Annotated in this window: 21 protein-coding genes, 1 tRNA gene and 1 pseudogene; 18 read left to right on the top strand and 5 right to left on the bottom strand. The window is 68.5% G+C overall.

Annotation, left to right across the window (positions count from 1 at the left end; genetic code table 11):
- Positions 1-97 precede the first annotated feature (97 nt).
- From ACZ49B_RS28990 to ACZ49B_RS28950, 9 genes are all read left to right on the top strand, one after another.
- Positions 98-2509 carry a phage tail tape measure protein gene (locus ACZ49B_RS28990; RefSeq protein WP_468311643.1) on the top strand — a complete coding sequence of 804 codons (2412 nt, stop codon included), beginning with the start codon at positions 98-100 and terminating at the stop codon, positions 2507-2509.
- A gap of 3 nt (positions 2510-2512) precedes the next feature.
- Positions 2513-3421, top strand: coding sequence for a phage distal tail protein (locus tag ACZ49B_RS28985; RefSeq protein ID WP_468311491.1), 909 nt, complete (start codon positions 2513-2515; stop codon positions 3419-3421).
- 13 nt (positions 3422-3434) lie between these two features.
- The gene (locus ACZ49B_RS28980) at positions 3435-4418 is read left to right on the top strand and encodes a hypothetical protein (protein WP_468311489.1); all 984 of its coding nucleotides are present in this window, start codon (positions 3435-3437) and stop codon (positions 4416-4418) included.
- Positions 4419-4436: 18 nt separating this feature from the next.
- Complete coding sequence (locus tag ACZ49B_RS28975) at positions 4437-5543, top strand: hypothetical protein (RefSeq protein ID WP_468311487.1); 1107 nt, start codon at positions 4437-4439, stop codon at positions 5541-5543.
- Positions 5543-6439 (top strand): hypothetical protein, encoded by an 897-nt coding sequence (locus ACZ49B_RS28970; protein WP_468311486.1) that lies wholly within the window; start codon positions 5543-5545, stop codon positions 6437-6439. Before ACZ49B_RS28975 ends, ACZ49B_RS28970 begins: the two co-directional genes overlap by 1 nt.
- A gap of 37 nt (positions 6440-6476) precedes the next feature.
- Positions 6477-8174 (top strand): hypothetical protein, encoded by a 1698-nt coding sequence (locus ACZ49B_RS28965; protein ID WP_468311484.1) that lies wholly within the window; start codon positions 6477-6479, stop codon positions 8172-8174.
- Between the two features lie 66 nt (positions 8175-8240).
- Entirely contained in the window at positions 8241-9134 is an 894-nt protein-coding gene (locus ACZ49B_RS28960) for a peptidoglycan-binding protein (protein ID WP_468311481.1), read from the top strand.
- 67 nt (positions 9135-9201) lie between these two features.
- Positions 9202-9465, top strand: coding sequence for a hypothetical protein (locus ACZ49B_RS28955; RefSeq protein ID WP_468311479.1), 264 nt, complete (start codon positions 9202-9204; stop codon positions 9463-9465).
- Positions 9462-9716, top strand: coding sequence for a hypothetical protein (locus ACZ49B_RS28950; RefSeq protein WP_468311477.1), 255 nt, complete (start codon positions 9462-9464; stop codon positions 9714-9716). The genes ACZ49B_RS28955 and ACZ49B_RS28950 overlap by 4 nt, the downstream gene beginning before the upstream one ends.
- 67 nt (positions 9717-9783) lie before the next feature.
- On the opposite strand, the gene ACZ49B_RS28945 is transcribed toward ACZ49B_RS28950, so the two are convergent.
- Positions 9784-11136 (bottom strand): transcriptional regulator, encoded by a 1353-nt coding sequence (locus ACZ49B_RS28945; protein ID WP_468311476.1) that lies wholly within the window; start codon positions 11134-11136, stop codon positions 9784-9786.
- 136 nt (positions 11137-11272) lie between these two features.
- On the opposite strand from ACZ49B_RS28945, the gene ACZ49B_RS28940 reads away from it, so the two are divergent.
- From ACZ49B_RS28940 to tgmC, 6 genes are all read left to right on the top strand, one after another.
- Positions 11273-11686, top strand: coding sequence for an ATP-binding protein (locus tag ACZ49B_RS28940; protein WP_468311474.1), 414 nt, complete (start codon positions 11273-11275; stop codon positions 11684-11686).
- Positions 11680-12180: a hypothetical protein gene (locus ACZ49B_RS28935; protein ID WP_468311472.1), complete on the top strand. Its 501-nt coding sequence runs from the start codon at positions 11680-11682 to the stop codon at positions 12178-12180. Before ACZ49B_RS28940 ends, ACZ49B_RS28935 begins: the two co-directional genes overlap by 7 nt.
- Before the next feature lie 359 nt (positions 12181-12539).
- Positions 12540-12944: a hypothetical protein gene (locus ACZ49B_RS28930; protein ID WP_468311470.1), complete on the top strand. Its 405-nt coding sequence runs from the start codon at positions 12540-12542 to the stop codon at positions 12942-12944.
- A gap of 246 nt (positions 12945-13190) precedes the next feature.
- Positions 13191-13454, top strand: coding sequence for a putative ATP-grasp-modified RiPP (gene tgmA / locus ACZ49B_RS28925; RefSeq protein ID WP_468311468.1), 264 nt, complete (start codon positions 13191-13193; stop codon positions 13452-13454).
- 1 nt (position 13455) lies between these two features.
- Positions 13456-14421 carry an ATP-grasp ribosomal peptide maturase gene (tgmB, locus tag ACZ49B_RS28920; protein WP_468311466.1) on the top strand — a complete coding sequence of 322 codons (966 nt, stop codon included), beginning with the start codon at positions 13456-13458 and terminating at the stop codon, positions 14419-14421.
- The gene (gene tgmC, locus ACZ49B_RS28915; RefSeq protein ID WP_468311465.1) at positions 14418-15578 is read left to right on the top strand and encodes an ATP-grasp peptide maturase system methyltransferase; all 1161 of its coding nucleotides are present in this window, start codon (positions 14418-14420) and stop codon (positions 15576-15578) included. The genes tgmB and tgmC overlap by 4 nt, the downstream gene beginning before the upstream one ends.
- Before the next feature lie 75 nt (positions 15579-15653).
- Here the strand turns inward: tgmC and ACZ49B_RS28910 are convergent, their stop codons facing one another.
- Genes ACZ49B_RS28910 through dcd form a run of 3 tightly spaced genes read right to left on the bottom strand, consistent with a single transcriptional unit; the run spans position 15654 to position 17166 of the window.
- Positions 15654-16151, bottom strand: a complete 498-nt coding sequence (locus tag ACZ49B_RS28910; RefSeq protein WP_033214615.1) for a phosphoribosyltransferase — start codon at positions 16149-16151, stop codon at positions 15654-15656.
- Positions 16152-16189: 38 nt separating this feature from the next.
- Positions 16190-16582 (bottom strand): phosphoribosyltransferase, encoded by a 393-nt coding sequence (locus tag ACZ49B_RS28905; protein WP_468311463.1) that lies wholly within the window; start codon positions 16580-16582, stop codon positions 16190-16192.
- Positions 16579-17166 (bottom strand): dCTP deaminase, encoded by a 588-nt coding sequence (gene dcd, locus ACZ49B_RS28900; protein WP_468311461.1) that lies wholly within the window; start codon positions 17164-17166, stop codon positions 16579-16581. Before dcd ends, ACZ49B_RS28905 begins: the two co-directional genes overlap by 4 nt.
- A gap of 481 nt (positions 17167-17647) precedes the next feature.
- Here dcd and ACZ49B_RS28895 point away from each other — a divergent pair.
- Positions 17648-17718 (top strand) — tRNA-Gly (locus tag ACZ49B_RS28895).
- 271 nt (positions 17719-17989) lie between these two features.
- On the opposite strand, the gene ACZ49B_RS28890 is transcribed toward ACZ49B_RS28895, so the two are convergent.
- Entirely contained in the window at positions 17990-18160 is a 171-nt protein-coding gene (locus ACZ49B_RS28890) for a hypothetical protein (RefSeq protein WP_468311460.1), read from the bottom strand.
- A gap of 762 nt (positions 18161-18922) precedes the next feature.
- Between ACZ49B_RS28890 and ACZ49B_RS28885 the strand changes: the two genes are divergently transcribed.
- Positions 18923-19126: a cold-shock protein gene (locus tag ACZ49B_RS28885; protein ID WP_254382355.1), complete on the top strand. Its 204-nt coding sequence runs from the start codon at positions 18923-18925 to the stop codon at positions 19124-19126.
- A 309-nt stretch (positions 19127-19435) separates the two neighbouring features.
- Positions 19436-19749: pseudogene (locus tag ACZ49B_RS28880) on the top strand (DEAD/DEAH box helicase); the annotation flags it as partial.

Below are 19749 nucleotides of genomic sequence, written 5' to 3'. Positions count from 1 at the left end.
CTCGGCCGAGTCTCGCCTCGCCCGGGTGCTCACCCCTCCGCCTGACTCCTCCCCCACGGGAGGCACGACCGCCAGGAGGTGACCACCCGTGGCCCTCATGGTCGGCGAACTCGCCGCAACGATAACGATCGACGACTCGGGCGCAGATGCCGGAATGGCGCGCGCCCGCGCGGCTGTGCAGGCGGGCGGCGACCAGATCGCGGCCGCCGCCGATCAGGCCGGACAGGAAGCGGGCGATGCCCTCGGCGACGGTCTCGCCGAGGGAGCGGCCGACGGCGCCGACCGCGCGGCCGGCGGTATGGGCGCCGCGCTGAAAGGTTTCGCCGCCGCCGCGGTCGGCGGCGCGATCGGCACCGCGCTCATGGGCGGCATCGCCGAAGCCATGGACCGCGGGAAGGTCGCCGGGAAGCTACAGGCGCAGATGGGCAGTTCGGGCCCGGTTGCCAAGGAATACGGCAAGGCCGCCGGCGCTCTGTACTCCGGGGCGATCGTCGAGTCGGTCGAGGAAGGCGCCGACATCCTGCGCGGCATCGCGCAGCAGGGTCTGCTGCCGCCCGAGGCGACGCAGAGCCAGATCAAGGACATGGCGACCCGTGTCTCGGACACGGCCTCGGTCATGGGCGAGGACGTCGGCAAGGTCAGTCGCGCGGTCGGAGTGATGCTGAAATCCGGCATCGCGAAGAACGCCGAAGAGGCGATGGACGTCCTTGTTAAGGGCAGTCAGTCGGGCACCAATGCGGCTGAGGATTTGCTCGACACGTTCGCCGAGTATCCGATTCAGTTCAAGGATTTGGGGCTTGACGCTCAGACCGCAATGGGCCTCATGCAGCAGGGTCTGCAAGGGGGTGCGCGCGACGCCGACACGGTCGCGGACGCGCTGAAAGAGTTCGCGATCCGCTCGAAGGACATGAGCAAGGGAAGCGTAGAGGCTTTCCAGGCCATCGGGTTGAACGCGGACACGATGTCAAAGACGTTCACCAAGGGCGGCCCGGAAGCCTCGAAAGCCCTTGGGGAAGTCCTCACCCGCATCAAGGCCATTAAGGACCCTGCCGAACGGAATGCAACTGCGGTCGCACTGTTCGGCACCAAGGCCGAGGATCTGCAATCCGCGCTCTTCAAGCTCGACCCGAAAACCGCGGTCGCTGCCCTCGGCAACGTGAAGGGTGCGACGGACGCAGCGGGCGACGCAATGCGCGACAATGCCGCGACAAAGTTCGAGGTTTTCAAGCGGGCGGCAATCGACAAGGTCGTTACCGTCCTCGGAAACTACGTTGTACCCGCCCTCGAAAAGGCCGCTGATTTCATCGGCGAGGGTGGCCTCGGCGGCGCGCTGCGCGCGTCCGTCGGATGGATCTCCGAGCACTCGACGGCGCTCTCGATCGCCGCCGGCGTGATCACGATCCTGATGATCCCGACGCTCGTCGCGCTCGGTATCACCGCATGGACCACGACCACCGCCGTTGTCACCGGATGGGCCACACAGACCGCGGCCGGCGCAGTAGCGGCGGCGCGGTTCGTCGCGCTCAACGTGATGATGCTCGCCGGTTGGCTCTCGCAGGGTGCGGGCGCGGCTGCTGCGGCCCTGCGGGTGGTCGGCGCATGGGTGCTCATGGGCACACAAAGCCTGATCCAAGGCGCCCGCATGGCCGCGGCCTGGCTTATCGCCATGGGCCCGGTAGGGCTGATCATCGCTGCCGTAGTCGGCATCGTCGCGCTAGTCGTCGCCAACTGGGACACCATCGTTTCGGCGACGTCGGCCGCCTGGGATTGGGTGTGGGGCAAGCTCAAATGGGTCGGTCAGATGATCCTCGACTTCTTCCTTAACTGGACGTTGGTCGGGCTGATTATCAAACACTGGGACGCAATCAAGAGCGGCACCGTATCCGCCTGGAATGCAACCGTCGAATGGGTGCGCGGCATCCCGGGCCGGATCGTTGACTTCTTCCTGAACTGGACTTTGCCAGGGCTGATTATCAAGCACTGGGATTCGATCAAGTCGGGCACCGTGCGTAAGGCCGGTGAAATGCTGGATTGGGTCCGCGGCTTGCCCGGAATGATCGCGGGATACTTCGGAAATTTTGGCTCGATGCTCTACGACAGCGGCCGTGATCTGATCATGGGACTGTGGAACGGCATAAGGGCAATGGGTAGTTGGCTGCGCTCAACCCTGATGTCTTGGGCTAAGAATCTGATCCCGGGGCCGATTGCTAAGGCACTCGGAATTCACTCTCCGAGTCGCCTTATGCGCGACAAGATCGGAAAGTTCATTCCCGCGGGAATCGTCGAGGGCATCAAAGCAGGCGCCCCCGCGATCGACCGCACCATGCGCCGACTCGTCACCGTGCCCGCCGCCCCGCAGTTCGCCACCGCGGGCGCGCCCGCCAACGGCGCGACCGCGGGCGGGGGTTGGGGCGGCCCTGCTGTCCATATCGAGAACTGGCACTCGGGAGCGGCGACCGCGGAGCAGACTGCGGCGGCGCTCGCCTGGCACGCCAAGGGCAGGGGGTGAGCGATGGCCGCAGGTGATCGCGTCGCCGTCGCCGGACACGTCCAGTTCGGCGACGAGCTGCTGCTCGGCCCCGGCACCGCCTACCGGTGGCGGACGCTCACCGGGTGGGAGGACTCCCCCGGCGTCGACTCGGGCACCGTCGCCCGGTCCGACGCCCACGGCGCCTACCCCGGCCGACTCCTCGCGCAGCCGCGGACGATCACCCTCGACGACATGGTGATCCGTACCGAGCCGCGCCGGATGGGCGCCGCCGTGCGCACCCTGCGCGCGGCGACCGCCCTGCGCGACGACGAGCAGCCACTCGTCGTGCAGCTCGACGACGAGCCGCCGCTGCTCTCCTTCGCCCGCTGCCTGCGCCGCTCGATCCCCGTCGGAGTAGGCGGGTACGCGATCGGCGTCGTGCAGGGGGCGGCGCTCCAGTTCGAGGCGAGCGACCCGCGCCGGTACAGCCTCACCGAGCAGCAGACCACAACAGGATTGCCGATCGCCGAACCGGGCCTCGACTGGCAGCTGAGCCCCGGGCCGGAGCGACTGACCTACCCGCTCGCATTCGGCACCCCGGGCAGCACGGGCGCGCTGCTCGCCGTCAACACGGGCGACGCACCGAGCCATCCCGTGATCGTCATCCGGGGCCCGGTCTCGCTCCCCTCCCTGACCAACCTCGGGACGGGCGACGTGATCGAGTACGACATCGACCTCGCGCTCGACGACGAGCTGCTCGTCGACACCGCCGCCGGCACGGTCACGCTGAACTCGACCGCCGCACGGCTCTACACCGCAACCGCCCGCAGCCTGCCCGAGAACCTGTTCGTCCTCGCCCCCGGCGCGACGACGCTCCTCTTTCGCTCGGCGCCCGGCGTCGCCGACGCCCGCGCCTCGTGCTCGATCCGATGGCGCTCCGCCCACTGGTAAGGAGGGACCCCCTTTGACCGTCCGTGCCGGATGGCTGCTCCCCGCAGGCCAGACCCGGGAAGACACCCGCCTCGTGCCGCTCGGCGCCATGGCGCCCGAGTCCGCAATGACGTCCCGCGACGGCGTGATCGCCGGCGGGACCGCGCTCGCCGCGACCGGCGTCGGCGCCATGCAGGTGCAGATCGCCGTCGGCCGCGCCCTCGTGCAAGGGCTCGACGCGCAGGGCGCTTACCCCGTCGCCGTCACCGCCCCCGAAACCCTCACCATCGCCGACGGGAACGCACAGTACGGAAGGATCGACGCGGTAGTGCTGCGCGTCTACGACCCGCAGTACGACAACGGGCAGCAGACCCTCGCCCGCGTCGAGATCATCCAAGGCGCCGCGACCGCCACCCCCACCCCGCCCAACCTGCCGAACGCGACGCTCCGCCTGTGGGAGATCACCGTTCCGGCCGGCACCTCCGCCGGTACCGGCGGGATCACGTGGGCGAGCGCGCTCGCCGACCGCCGCCGCTACACCGCCGCATACGGAGGGGTCATCCCCCGAGGCTGGGGGTTGAGCTTCGCCGGCGCCTACCCGGGCCAGTACCGGGACAACGGCAGCGGGTTGGATCGGTGGGACGGCGCGGCATGGCAGACCCTCGAACCGGTCATCGGGTGGACCTCTCCCACCCTCGCCGCCGGATACACCAACGGCGGAAACAGCCAAGGGCCCTTGCGGTACCGGGCGATCACGCTCGGCGGTGTTCCCCACCTGCAATGGCGCGGGGGCGTGTCATGGACGACCAACGCCGCCCCGCCCGCCAGTGGCCAGCCGCTTGCCGCGCCGCTGCCGGCCGCGGTCCGGCCGGCGCTGCTCACCTCGGCGTCGATCGCGGCCGGCGGCGTCCCGATCAAGGTCGACTGCCAGCGCGACGGACACATCAAGTTCGTCGGTAACCCGAGCCTGACCACGTGGGCGGCCCTATCGGGGCTGATCTACCCGCTCGACGGATAGCAGCACAGGGGGTGATCGATGATCGCCCCCGCGTACCGGGTCGTCCTGTGTGACCTGCGCACCGATCAAGTCCTCGACATCCTGCCCGTGAGCGACGTGTCGCTCGACGACTACCTCGGCAAGATCGGGTCGGCCGCCGTGACCGTGCCCCTGCCGAACGCACAGATCGCCGCCCGCGTCCGCTCCGCACTCGACCTCGGCCGTACCGCGATGTGGATCGAGCGCGGCCCTGACATTTGGTGGGGCGGCATCCCATGGACCGCCGGCCTCACGAGCAACGCGCGGGGCGACCTCGGCCTGCGCGTACAGGCGGGCGGGTGGGCTAGCTACCTCGACCATCGCGCGATCCTGCACACGCAGCAGGCGACACAAGTCGATCAGTTCGACATCGTGCGGGGGCTGATCGACTACAGCGCAAGCCTCGCCGGCGGCGACATCGGTATCGAGTACGACGCCGAGCAGCTCTCGGGAGTCCTGCGCGACCGGACGTACCGGCGCTATGACCAGCCGCGAATCCGCGAGGTCATCGACCAACTCGCCTCGGTCGAGGACGGGTTCGAGTGGCGGATCGCCAGCTACCGCGACCCAAACACCGGCCGACGCATCAAGGGCTTGCAGCTCGGCACTCCCGTGATCCGTACGGGCGAGTCCGAGATCGTGCTCGACCACCCCGGCCCGATCCTCTCCTACGACTGGCCCATCGACGCGACCGTGCGCGCCAACGTCTGGCAGTCCCGCGGCGCGTCCGACAACAAGAACCAGGCCGCCGAGTCCCTGCCCGTGATGACCGAGCTACTCGTCGACGACGAGCAGCTCGCCGCCGGATGGCCGCGCCTCGACGGGACCTCGGACTACACCACCGTTACCGATCCGGGCACCCTCGCAGCGCACGCCCGCGCCGACCTCGCCGCCGCCCTCACACCGCGGCCGATTCCCGAACTCACCGTCGCACTCGACCGCGTGCCGCTCTCGCCCGCACTACTCGGCGCCACCGTCCGCGTGCGCATCCGGGATCTGTGGTGGGCCGAAGGGCTCGACCAGCGGTACCGCGTCGTCGGCCTCGCAATCAGTCCCCCCCTGCGCGGCCGACCCGAGACCGCAAAGCTCTACTTGGAGGCCGCCTAGTGGCAGCAATCCCGCTTGACCTGCTCGACCGCATCCGCGATCTCGAACGGAAGGTGCGCGAGCTGACCGGCCGCGCCAACATGCGCCCCGCCCTCGATCAGATCCTGCACGGCGACATCACCATCGGCGAGGGTGGACAGCTCATCGCCCAGACGCCCGAGGGCATCGCGACTTTCAAGGTCGGCCAGACGCCCCAAGGCGACTGGGGGCTGTTCCTCCGTCGGGCCAACGGAACGCGAGCCCTCACGGTCGGCGACGACGTCCTCGAAGACGATCAGATGATCCGGATCTGGAGCCGCGACAAGGAACGGCCGACCCCGATCCTCATGGATGACGCGTTCAGCGATCGATTCCTCGGCCGCCCCATGCTGCCCCTGCAACTCCACCCCACCCAACGGCAGAACACGCCCGAGACCACCTATCAGCCGGCATGGTGGGGGTCAGGTCCGGCAACCCACGCGGTCGCCGAGATCGAGCTGTACACCTACGCCAATGCCGGGGGCGGGCAGGTCAAGGTCACCATGCGGCCCGAGGGCGGGACCGCGATCACGGTCGCCGAGTACGACTGTCCGGCCGGCACGTGGACCAACAAGTTCATTACGCAGCCCATGCACGACGTCGAGTTCATGCAGTGGGTCGAGTGGATGGTCGAGCACCGCAACGTTCAAGCGGGCCGAGACATCGAGACCCGGCTCTACTCGGCCCTCTACCGCCATACCTATACCCCCGACGAGGCCCCCCGCGTGCCGACCCGTCCCCCAACGGCCACGGCCACGGCCACGGCCACGGCCACCGCACAACGGGGAACGGGCCCCTCTGTGAGCGAGACGTCGGCCGAACCCAAGCGGCTCGACTCCGTGCGCGCCCCCTCAGGGCTGCGCACGATCGAAGACTAAGGAGGGCCCCGCACTGCTGCCCCCGTCCATACCCACCGTGACCGTGCGCGGTCGCTACCTCGCCCCCGACGGCACTCCGCTGTCGGGGGCGCTCGTCTTCCGCGCTCCCGCTCAGCTCACCTTTCCCGCCGCCGACGTCATCCTCGGCGGACCGGTGAACGTCGCCCTCGACGCGCAGGGATCGATCGAGGTGACCCTGCCCGCCACCGACGCCCCCGACATGGACCCGACCGGGTGGGCGTACATCGTGACCGAGCAGCTCGCCGGACTCCCCATCGGCCGCTCGTACAACATCCTGTTGCCCAAGGCGCAGCCCGAGGCCGACCTCGCCGACATTGCCCCCACCGATCCGGCGAAACCGAACTACGTCGGAGTACCGGGGCCCGTCGGTCCCCAGGGTGCGACCGGCACCCCAGGGTCGCGGATCTACAGCGGCGCCGCCGCTCCCGCGGCCGGCCTCGGCGTCGACGGCGACCTCTATGTGCGCTATGAATCCTCGACGGTTCTCGGCGTCACCTCGACGACCGTCTCGACATGGCAGCGCACCGCCGGAACATGGACGCAGCTCGGCGGCGACGTCCGCGGCGCCGCTTGGTACGTCAACACGGCGAGCACGCCGAGCACCGGCACCCGACCGGGCGACATGCTGCTGCGCACCGATACCGGGGACCTGTGGCAGCGCGGCGCAAGCGGGTGGGGGACCGCAGTCGGCAATCTCCGCGGGCCCAAGGGCGACACCGGAGCGACCGGCGCGACCGGCGCCGCAGGACCGGGCGGCGTCGTGCAGTCCGTGAACGGCAAGAGCGCCGCCGCCGTGACCTTGACCGCGGCCGACGTCGGCGCCGTCGCAACATCCGCGGCCGGCGCACCATCCGGCGTCGCCACGCTCGGCGCCGACGGCAAGGTACCCGCGGCGCAGCTCCCCGCCGCGGGCGGGGGCGCCGTCGACTCCGTCAACGCGAAAACCGGCGTCGTCGTCCTCACCGCGACAGACGTCGGCGCACTCGACCAGACCGCCGCCGACGCCCGGTACCCGCAGACCTCGGCCGCCGTCCTGCTCGCCGGAACGCAGACGATCAGCGGCGGAAAGACGTTCAGCGCCATTCCCTCGACCACGGCCGCGCCGACCACCGCGAACCACCTCGCCCGCAAGTCGTACGTTGACGCGCTCGGGGGCGGCGAGTGGCTGCCCAGCGATCACGGTCTGCTCACGTGGGCATTCGACCCCGCCCTCGGCCAGTCGACCGCCCTCTACCCCGGTAGCGGACCGATACGGATCACGGCCGTGATCCTGCGCGTACCCGTCACCGTGACCCGGATCGTGTGGTTCGCGACCGGGTACGCGGGCGGACTCACCACCGGATCGTGGGCGGCGATCTACGACTCGGCCGGTACCCGCGTGGCCGCGACCGGCGACATGTCCACCGCCACGTACGAACCGGCGGAGGTCCATACCGCGGGCGGGGCGACGATCAGCTCGCCCCTGACGGCGTCCTACGCGGCGCCCGCCGGCGTGTACTACGTCGCCGCAAGGTGGCAGTACAACACGACCACCGGCGACGGGCCGATGCTCCTTGCCTCGGAATCCGGGGCCGGCGCCCCACCGAACGTGTTCGGGCAGACCCCCGTGCGCCGCTTCGGCGTCTACACCGCCGGCGCCGCCGCGGCCCCCGCAACGATCGCCGTCGCCTCGATGGAGAACGGCGCCAATCGCTTCTGGGTCGCGCTCGCCTAACTCCCCTTTCTCGTAAGCCCCGTGCCGCTCTGGCCGGGGCCTTTTTCATGTCTGGAGTCACCACACATGGCAGTCCCTTTCAGCCCTGACCGACTCGTCTCGATCCTTCGCGCCGAGGGCGTGCGCGTCGTCGAGGTCGACGACTGGCGCACCCACAACCGCAACCACAAGGGCAGCTTCGGCCCGATCAACGGCGTGATGATCCACCACACCGTTTCCAGCGGCACCGACTCCTCGGTGCGGCTCTGCTACGACGGATACGACGAGCTGCCCGGTCCGCTCTGTCACGGCGTGATCGCCAAGGACGGAACCGTTTACCTGATCAGTTCGGGCCGCGCGAACCACGCGGGAGGCGGCGACGGCCGCGTGCGCTCCGCCGTCGTCGCCGAGCAGTCCCTGCCCGCGACGAACAAGCACGAGGGCTCGTCGGGCGCGATCGACGGTAACGCCCACTTCTACGGGTTCGAATGCGTGAACCTCGGCGACGGCCGCGACCCGTGGCCCGCCGAGCAGCTCGACGCGATCGAGCGCACCTCGGCCGCGATCTGCCGCGCGTACGGATGGTCGGCTGCATCCGTGATCGGCCACAAGGAGTGGTCGGATTGGAAGAGCGACCCGCGCGGCTGGTCCATGGACGACATGCGCGTGCGCATCGACCGCCGCCTCGGCCGCACGCCCGAGCAGCCCAAGCCCACCGAGCCGCCGGCCGCGCAGTACGCCCCCTTCCCCGGGGTCACATGGTTCAAGCAGAACCCCCGCTCGCCGCTGGTCACCGCCATGGGGCGCCGCCTCGTCGCCGTCGGGTGCAGCCGCTACTCGCAGGGACCGGGCCCCCAGTGGACCGAGTCCGATCGCCAGTCCTACGCCGCATGGCAGCGGCACCTCGGCTACTCCGGCGACGACGCCGACGGATGGCCGGGCCCGTCCTCGTGGGCCGCGCTCAAGGTCCCCAAGGTCTGACCCCCACCCCCTGGCCCGCCCGCAATCGCGGGCGGGCCGTCCCCACCCTGTGGAAAAGGAATCACCCATGACTGACGCTTCCCGCCGCACCGTGCGCACCATCGTGCAGACCGTGCTCGCCCTCGCCGCCGGACTCCCCCTGATCATCAACGCCGCGGGCGTCCCGCAGACCGCCGCCGGCGTCGGCCTCGCCCTCGCCGTCGCAGGTGGCGTAACCCGCGTCATGGCGCTGCCCCTGGTTGAGGCCCTGCTGCCGCAGTGGCTGCGCGCCACCCCGGGCGCCGACGCCGAGCTGCTCGACCTCGCCCGTCGGCCGGACGGGCGCCCGTGACCGACCCTTCCCCGTCCGACGTCGCCCTCGAACTGGAACGGCTGCGCGGCGTCGTCGAGGCGGGTTTCGCCCGCATCGACGGCTCGCTCGCGCTCCTCGTGCAACGATCCGACCAAGTCGATCGACAGCTCGCCGACCACGAGGCTCGCCTCGACGCGCTCGAAAAGACCCGGTGGCCGCTCCCAAGCGTCCTCGCCATGGTCGCCGTGATCGGCCTCGCCCTCACCCTCTGGCAGACCGCCGCCCGCTGAACTCAGAGCGCCCCCGCAGACCGGCCTCGGGCCGGCTGCGGGGGCGCTCTTTGTCGTTGCGAGGTCCCTACGCCGCGGCAACCAGTTCCCGGGCGCGCTCGTTGAAATCAGCGACAAGGCGGTGCGTACCGAACGGCTGCATCCGGCGCTGCAAGTCCTGCACCGCTTCGACACACCGCGAGCTCTTGACCTGGCGCGACAGAGACAACGTTCGCAGCCCCGCCGAGTGCGCCGCTTCGAGGTCATTCCGCTGGAGATGCGAGACGGCGAGGGCAGCCTGCGACATCGCGCCGCGGCGGGCCCGCTGCTGCTTGCGGGCGTAGTCAATGGACTGTTGTGCGTGTTCCTCGGCGGCTGCTGCGTCGCTGAGGTCGCGGAAGGTGTTCGCGTGCTCGCCATGCAGGTACGCAGGGTCGATGAACGCCGCCCACTCCGGTTCGTTCTTGAGCTGCACCCGGCTGTAAGCCGCTTCGGATTCAGCCACCGCTCGGGTTGCTGAGGAATTCTCGCCCAGCTTGGCGAGGGCCCGAGCCTCAAGTGCCCACAGATCAGCCATACACGCAGGCGACGTGTCCTTGCCGAGTCCAGCGCGACCAGCCTGCGCGAGCCGCCGACCCTCCGTGGGGTTGCCGAGCAGGGTGGTCTGATCAGCCATGCCGGCGAGGACGTGTGCACCGAGGGCTGCGTTACCGGATTCTTCGGCGAGCCGAAGCGACTGGATCAAGTAACGCTGCGCGGTCCCGTGCTCCCCGTTGTCGTAGCTCATCCAACCGAGTAGGTACGTCTGCTCGGCTGCCGCCTCGCACAAGGCCCGCCGAACGTCCTCGGAGTGGGTCTCACGCAACAGCGGGTAGACGTGTTGATTCATGTACTGAGCCAGGATGAGACGGCCCGAGCCGCCGCCTTGCAGTACGTCCATCTTCTGGAACTCGCCGAACATGTTCTTGACGGCGGACACGTCTTCAAGGCGGACGCGCCGGCCCGGCTCGGGCTGCTGGTCAAGCGTGTTGAGTAGCCAGTCTCGCGACGGCCCCACAGCGGCGACAGCGGCAAAGGGCGCCGCGGCCAGGAACTTTCGACGGTCCACGTCGGCCCTCCCCAAATCGGCAACGGCTTCAACCGTAACGGCGAAAGAGGAGTTGTAGGCGAGCGCGCGGTCTGCCGATCCGCCTTCGGGAAAGCCCAAATCGTACGTAGTGACCCGGAACCCAACGCTCGCCGAGATGACGTCGGCGATGATCTCGGGCACGGGCGGGCGCGGCTGAAGGCCGTTCAGCCATCGCCGGACAGCCGTAGCGTCGGGCTGAACGTGCGGCTGACCCCATACCTGAGCTGCGGTTTTGATCCGGCGAGCCAACTCTTTGTTGCTCATGCCGGATCGTTCCAGCCACCGCGCAAGATCAGTGTTTGGCGACGTCATGCTCGGTACCTACCCCTTCGACAGGCACGGTCGTTCAAGTGCCACCCTTTGCCACCCCCCATGACGGTACCCCCGCTGTCCGCCCCGCGGTTGCCTAGTTGCTCGAACCAACGGCGCAGGCAAGGGGGTTGAACTCATGCCGAGATCGGTGGCGCAGCGGTTCCCGCGTGCAGACGGCGCGGTACCCGAGGCGCGTTCCTTCTTAGGCGGCGTACTGGCGGAGTGGGCGATTTGCGACCGCTCCGACGACGCGGTGCTCTGCCTCTCCGAGCTTGCGACCAACGCGGTTCGCCACGCCGCACGCGGTGGCTTCGTCGTCGAGGTCTCTTTCGACGACTGCCGCCTGCGTGTCGAGGTGCACGACGCAGGGGCGGGGGCTCCCCGTCTCGGGCGGCCGAGTGATGACGACACGGACGGGCGAGGGCTGCTGATCGTGTCGTCACTGGCGGACGGATGGGGGGTGGAGCCGCACCACCCGTGCGGCAAGACCGTATGGACGGAGTTCAAGACGCAGGAGAGCAAAACACCAATCGGCGTGATCCCGTGCTGATCGAAAGCGTGCCCGTACCGACGGCCGGCCTGCTGGCCTCGCTTGGCGTTTGGTTCTGGATTGACCTCACCGAGGTTGGTCACGTCGCGTTCCTGCTGCTTGCCCATCCGCCCGTTCGTCGGGAAGGCGAGTCGCCGGCAGTCATCGAGGGCCGCATGCGGGGGCTCGCCTCGGCTTTGGAACTAGCCCACCCCTCGGCGCAGCTTCCCGACATCGGGCCTCGGCTCGCCGTTCACGGTCGATACGCGGTACTGAGTCTCGATGGCTGTCAGACCGCGCTCTATGTCCCGGTGAGCACCGAGTGGTCGAGGTTCGTCACGGCCGGTGCCCCGGTAGCCGTAGCAGTCGGGTTCGACCCCCTGCTACCGCGCACGCCATTCGATGCCGTCAGGCCGTACGTGTCGGACGGGGCGCAGCGCGGACGGCTGTTCCTCGGAAAGACCCGGGCCGAGCCCTCCCGGAAGTTCATCGGAGCAGGTGGTCCGCCCGTCTGACGCCGACGGATCAACTCTCGCCACTACATCCAAAGACCCGACGGCCGCGGACACGACCGCCGGGCAGCGACGCCAACAGCTAACAAGGAGCTGATGACGACACATGCGCGACTTTATCGCCTGCCTCTGGATCTGGTTAGGGCCGGGCATCTGCCGGACCCTCTGCACCGCGCGTCGGCGCTTATCCGAGTGCCGCAGGCGTCCGGCGCCCTCCCCGCGCCTCGCCTCGGTCCTCCCTCCGCCTCCCGCCTATGCCCGCCGGCCGCTCCCTTACCACGTTCGCGCCCGACTGGCGCCGATCGACGGACACGCCTTCTTCCTGCGCCCGTACGTGCAGCCACCGGTCCCGGTGGTTCACCGTGGATAGGGCCGCCGTACTCGAACGGTGCGGACTCTGCAAGGCGCTCGTGCCGCACGACGAGGTCGAGTCGGGGACGTTCATTTGGTTCGATGAGGACGAACGCGAGCGGGTCGCGAAACGCCGCTCTTGCCGAGATGCGGCTGCCTGCTTCCTCCGGACCAACACCCCGGATGCATGGGAGCGCCTCGGGGGCTCATTGCCCGTGGGCGTCGAACCTCCCCCAGGCGCCCGGGTGGTCAAGTGCACATCCTGCGACGTCGCGGCGCGCGTAGACGATCTCGTCATCGCTCGCGAACTCGATGACATCGATGACGTCTGGTTCTCCTCCGTCGTCTGCGCGGATGAAGACGCCTGTTACGACCGACAGGTGCTCTATCCGTACCGGCCGGAGCTCCCCGAGTGAACCGCGCCCGGACAGTCGGTCAAGCGCGCCCCCACCGTCCGGGCACTGCTCCACCCCTCGCCGCGCTGCGGCGCCCATGGCGACCATCCGGGTCAGGGTCGCACCAGAACTCCCGCATCGGGGGAGCGGCTCGCCGCCTCCCCGGCGCGGGGAACCGCCTCGGCGCGGCCTTGTCGCCGCGCTGAGGAGGGCGCACCGTATGGCAACTCAGAGCATGTGACCGTTGATCAGAGATCAGGAGACACGATGACCACCGCAGTAGCACCGTGGGGGACCAAGCGCTTAGCGCTGTACCCCAGCATCACCGCAGTGCCGTACGTCCGAACGGAGATCGACCCGGACACGCAGACGACCCGCTACTTCGACGCGAACGGCGACCGTGTCGAGATGGGTGGACACGGCACCGGAACGGCCACGGCCAACGCGACCTCGACGTCGTCCGACGGCGGGGGCCCCAACCCGCCCCCGCCCGCCGACTCCGACCTCACCGACGACAGCGACTCGGACTGACATGACCGATGCACCGGTTCTCGTCGTCACTGCACTCGGTGACATCACGGCGGATCTGGTGATGGAAGAGCTGTACGGCCGGGATGTCCCGGCCGTACGGCTCGACCCCGCCGCCGACTTCCTGAACACCGCCAGCATGAGCGCCCGGATCGAGCGGGGCGCCTTCACCGGGGATCTCACGACCTCGACTCGGCACCTCGACCTGTCGGGCGTCCGCTCCGTCTACTGGCGGCGCCCGAGCCCCTTCGGCGACCCGCAGGCGGCCGAGTCTCCCGAGCAGCGGTTCGGGGTCGAGCAATCGCGCCGCGGCTACATGGGGGCACTGACCGCGCTTCCCGGGGCCTTGTACGTCAACCACCCCTCGCGGAACCGTGACGCCGAGAACAAGGCGCTACAGCTCGCCGCCGCCGCCCGCCTCGGTTTCATCCTCCCTGACACGCTGATCACGAACGTGCCGGCGGATGCCCGGAAGTTCGCGGCCGACCACGGAGCCGTGATCTACAAGCCCGTTCACCGCGTACACCTCGCCGGCGAGGACGGACGGAACCGAACTGTCTGGGTGCGCACCGTCCAAGCTGACGAGCTCGACGACTCGATCGCACTGTGCCCCCATCTCTTCCAAGCCTGCGTCCCTAAGATCGCCGACATCCGTCTCGCCGCCGTCGGGGATGACGCATTCGCGACCCGGATCGACACCGCCGGCGATCACCTCGATTGGCGCCAGGACCAAAGCCTGGTCACCTGCTCCCCGATCGCGGTCCCCTGTTCAGTTCGCGAGGCTGTGCGCGCGTTCCTTCATGCGTTCGGGCTCAGCTTCGGCGCTTTCGACTTCGCCCTCGACGCCGACGGTCGATGGTGGTTCCTCGAATGCAACCCGAATGGGCAGTGGGCGTTCGTCGACGAGCCGACAACCCGTGCCATCGCGAGCGCACTCGCCGACACCCTCCAGAAGGGCGACACCGCATGACCACTGAGACCGCCGCCGCGCTGCGGCTCCGACTCGTCGAGCAGCTCGTCGCCGAGGGCGTGCTGCACGACCCCGAGGTGCGACGGGCGGCCGAGACCGTCCCCCGCGAGGTGTTCCTCGGCCCCGCGATCTACAAGCCGAGCAGCCCCCCGGGCGTCACGGTCTGGACGCCCACCCGCCGCGACGACACGCCCGCCGACGAGTGGCTGCGTCTCACCTATCAGGATCAGACGTGGGTGACTCAGATCGACGGCGTGCTCGCCGAGGACGCCACCGGCCCCGTGACCGGAGGCAGCCCGACGTCATCCTCGACCCTGCCGGGCGTCGTTCTCTGGATGATCGAGCAGGCGGGCGTCGCCCGAGGTAAGCGCGTGCTGATCATCGGGGCCGGAACGGGCCTGTCGACCGCTTACGCCTGCGAGGTGGCAGGCGAGGAGAACGTGACCTCGATCGAGACCGACGCCGCCGCGGCAGAGCGCGCTCGTAAGGCTCTTGCTGAGGCCGGCTACGCCCCGACGCTCATCACGGCCGACGGCCTGCGCGGCTACCCCGAACGAGCCCCATACGACATCGTGATCGCGTTCTGCTCGATGCGATACGTCCCCTACGGCCTGCTACATCAGATCAAGGCCGGCGGAACCCTGCTCGTCACCATCGCCGGATGGGGAGTCGCACACGGCCTCGTTCGCCTCACGGTCGAGGCGAACGGCGTCGCGGAAGGCCGCTTCCTGCCCGGATACACCTCGTTCATGATCGCCCGCCCCCACGATCGGCCGCCGCACGGCCCGTTCGAGCTGCTGCCCGGTGATGAACGCCCGAGCCGGATCGACCCTGCCCTGCTCGACGACTGGACCGGTCGATTCGTCGCACAGCTCGCCGCGCCCTCGGCCGAGCGCCTCGGCGCGGGAGTCGAGCAGATCCTGCTCGACGTAGCCACCGGTTCGCAGGTACGGACTCGCGCGGATGGCGACGGCGCGGGCTGGATCGTTGTCCAGCGTGGACCGCTCAACCTGTGGGCTGCGATCGAGGACTCGCTCGTGCAGTGGCAGAGCTACGGCTCTCCGCACCTGTCCGCCTTCGGAATGACGATCACGCCGGACAATCAAAAGGTCTGGCTCGACGTACCTCACGGGGCGAGCTGGACGCTCCCCATCTAGCCCCCTGAACATGACTCCGCCCGCCGGCGCAGGATGCGCTCGGCGGGCGGAGTCACGTTCAGCGGCGGGCGCCGGTCAGGCGTCGAGCACCTGACCCTCGCGCTTCACGACGGGCGGCTCGACGGACCACGGGAAGTTGATCCACTCATCAGTCTTCTTCCACACGTACTCGCACTTCACGAGGCTGTGCGACTTCTCGTAGATCACAGCCGACCGCACCTCGGCGACGTGCCCGAGGCAGAAGTCGTGCACGAGCTTGAGCGTCTTCCCGGTGTCGGCGACGTCATCGGCGATCAGCACCTTCTTATTGGTGAAGTCGATCGCCTCGGGCACAGGGGCCAACATAACGGGCATTTCAAGCGTCTGACCCACACCGGTGTAAAACTCAACATTCACGAGGTGAATGTTCTTGCAGTCGAGCGCGTACGCCAGACCGCCGGCCACGAACACGCCGCCGCGGGCGATGCTCAAGATGATGTCGGGCTCGTACCCGTCATTGGCGATCGTCTGCGCGAGCTCGCGCACGGCCCGACCAAAGCCCTCGTAGTTCAGGTTCTCGCGTACGTCGCTCACGGTGTCTCCCGCAGCCCAGAGAGCCGCATTGTGGTGGTTCAGGTACGAGCGGCCGACGGGCGGCCGAGGGTGCAGCGACGAGCCGCAACGGGGCGACGGGTGGCCTTACGAGACACGCCCCCGTACGCCCGACCGTGTGATTTACTCGGGACAACCAACGTGGTCCCGAGTTCATCCCGGTGATCACTACACGAGGTCGCGCTCGGGACAACCAGGGTGGTGCCGACACCCGTGTAGAACTCGACGTTCACCAGGTGGATGTTCTTGCAGTCGAGCGCGTACGCCAGACCGCCGGCGACGAAGACGCCGCCGCGGGCGATGCTCAGGATGATGTCGGGCTCGTAGCCGTCGTCGGCGATGGTCTGAGCGAGCTCGCGGACGGCGCGCCCGAAGCCCTCGTAGTTCAGGTTCTCGCGTACTGCGTCACTCATGCCTCGTGCCTCACCTGGGTGCGGTGGAAGTTCTGGAAGGAGCGTGAGGCCGTCGGGCCGCGCTGGCCCTGGTACCGCGATCCGTACCGCTCGCTCCCGTACGGGAACTCGGCGGGCGAGCTGAGCCGGAACATGCACAGCTGCCCGATCTTCATCCCGGGCCACAGCTTGATCGGGAGGGTGGCGAGGTTCGACAGCTCGAGCGTGACGTGCCCCGAGAACCCGGGGTCGATGAACCCGGCGGTCGAATGCGTCACCAGCCCCAGGCGGCCCAGGCTGGACTTCCCCTCCAGTCTGGAGGCGATGTCCTCGGGCAGCGAGATGACCTCGTACGTCGAGGCGAGTACGAACTCCCCCGGGTGCAGGATGAACGCTTCGTCACCGTCCGGCTCGACCATCCGGGTCAGATCCGGCTGCTCGGTGGCGGGGTCGATGTGGGCGTAGCGGTGGTTCTCGAACACCCGGAAGAAGCGGTCGAGACGTACATCGATGCTGGAGGGCTGCACCATCGATTCCTCGAACGGGTCGATGCGAACCCGTCCGCTGTCGATCTCGGCCCGGATGTCTTTGTCTGAGAGAAGCACGTCCCGAGGATACGCAGTGCGCGCGGGCCTCCCGCAATCGAGAGCGGGCGCCCGCGCGCCTGTCGGACTATCGCTTGACGGCCGCACCGACGGGCACGGCATGGCGCAGCCGCGCACAACGCGGGCACCGCAGCAGCCGCCCGGGCCCGATCCGGCCGGCACCGAGGTGCTGCAGCGGGAACGAAGCGGTACTGAAAACGTGCCCTTCGGCACAACGGACGACGGTGTTCTCCATCGAGTCCCTTTCCCCAACCTGCTGTACTGCGACGAATCGCCACATTAGGGGATGATCGCGACCTGCTCCAGCCGCCACTCCAGCGGCCCTCGAGCACCACTGCGCACCCGTACGGTACGCCCCAACTCCCGCCCCCACGACCCTCCGTGTACCCCACACACGACGACGACCCCGCGGCCGATTCACCGGGGGTCGATCATGGGGTAGAGTGTCCGAAGATACCGATCCAGGCAGCTGGATCGATATGCGGATGTAGTTTAATGGTAGAACATGAGCTTCCCAAGCTTATAGCGCGGGTTCGATTCCCGTCATCCGCTCTTGAGAGAAGGCCCAGGTCAGAGACCTGGGCCTTCGTCGCTGTCTAGACCTGTTAGACCCTGCCGTGCCCTCCGCGTGCCCCAACTGGAGGGAATGCCCTGCTCGGAGGGTCTGCCGCGCACCACTTGCACCACACGGGCCCACGCCGATCTCGCCTCGCGAGACGCGTTCTCGATGACCTGCGTGACACCGCCGCCTCCGTCGCGTGAATTCGCTTTCAAAAAGGGGCGGTTGGCCAGAGGGGTTGGCTCGGGCCCTCGACGGGACTGCCTAGTCCTCTTTACCCGCCAACACGCGATCGGCGACGTAGTGCGGGCAGGAAGGGAGGTGCCACGTCACCGTCACCCGGCGCCGGTCGGCGGCGATGGTACGAGCCTGCCCAGCGGCCGGGCAGGCCGCGCAGTGCGGGCACACGAGGGTTTCGAACTTCAGCTCAGCCATCACCTACGCCACCTTCCCCGCGGTGCTCGCGACGCGAGTGCCACGCCTCTCAGCGGGACAGGCTTCACACACCGGCCCCCACTGATGCAAGTCTCGAAGAAAGCGGCGCACCGGGACTCGTGACCCTGAGCAGGTCAGTCCGGCAGAGCGACCGGGCACGGCTGGTCCTGCCGTTCACGTGGGGTCCTGTTGGCAGCCTTGGTCGACGTCGCCGACACCGAGGTTCTCCTCCACCCGCGAGAGCGGCTTCGCGAACGACCGCAGTGACGGTCAGGCGCTGTGGAACAGACGTGTAGCGAGTGCGGGGCCGGCCGCGCCGCCTTGCCGTGGACGCCCCGAGGCCACCATGGAGCACCTGCGAGCTGGATCCCTTCGGGAGGGCGCTGCAGACCCACCCCGCAGGCTCGGGTCACGCCCCCCTGGACTGCCCGTCGCAGCTGCCGGACGCCCTTACTCACGGAACGCTGCACTCGAGGGGAATCAATATCTATCGCCGCGGTCAGAGAGTTTAATGGACCCCGCAGGGAGAGTTTTTCCGTACCGCACACGATGGAGATATTTAACGCACACAAACCGCTGCAGCATGCTACTGTCGATCTCGGTTGCAGTTTTGGTACCCAAAAACTTCAAGCGCTCCAGCCGGCGTCCGCGCCACATTCGAGCGCTTCATATTTCCGGGTCGTTTTCCGGCGGGGCATCATCGCGGCGACACGGCGTCCGTACAGTGCGGGTGCCGGTGTACTGCCCCAAAGGAGATATGACATGGCATCTGGCACCGTGAAGTGGTTCAACGCAGCAAAGGGCTTCGGCTTCATCGAGCAGGACGGTGGCGGCGCTGACGTGTTCGCCCACTTCTCGAACATCGCCGCCCAGGGCTTCCGTGAACTGATGGAAGGCCAGAAGGTCACCTTCGACATCGCGCAGGGCCAGAAGGGCCCGACGGCCGAGAACATCGTTCCCGCCTGACACTGGCGCGCATTTCGTAGCTGGGGCCCGCATCCCTCGGGGTGCGGGCCCCAGCTGCACACATTTCCCGCAGTGATGCCACCTGCAGGACGAAGCATTCAGGGTTACAGCGTGCTCGGCGCTTCGCCCCCTCGATTTTCCTTGGTTTCGCGTCCACATGACGCCACCCACCTCAGCGCATATGCCCGTACAGAATCCCTGTAGGCCAGAGTCGCTTTCGCATTCCATTCGGCCCGTTCTTGTGATTCCCCGCGCCGCGTTTCTGCTGCGGGAATTCCTTGATATGTGCCGCATCAAGGAAGGTTCTGAATGAACCGCACACGTATGAACGACCGTTCCTCTCGCACCCGCGGTCGCACCGGCGGCTCCGCTTTCGGCGCGGGCGGCGCCGGTTCGCCTCGGGGCGGCCGCTTCGGCTCCTCCACCCCGAGCCGTTCCGGAAGTCCGAGCCGTTCGGGCGGCTACGGCCGCCGGCCCGCTGCGGTCCAGGGCGAGTTCGCCCTCCCGAAGACGGTCACTCCCGCGCTTCCCGCCGCCCTGGCCTTCGCCGATCTCGCCATGCCCGCAGAGCTGCTGGCCGCCCTCGGCTCGGAGGGCGTGACCGTGCCCTTCCCGATCCAGGG

It is taken from the genome of Streptomyces sp. NPDC031132, from assembly GCF_055570595.1.
The sequence above is the reverse complement of the archived record's forward strand: the minus strand, read 5'-3'. Positions and strand labels throughout refer to the sequence as shown.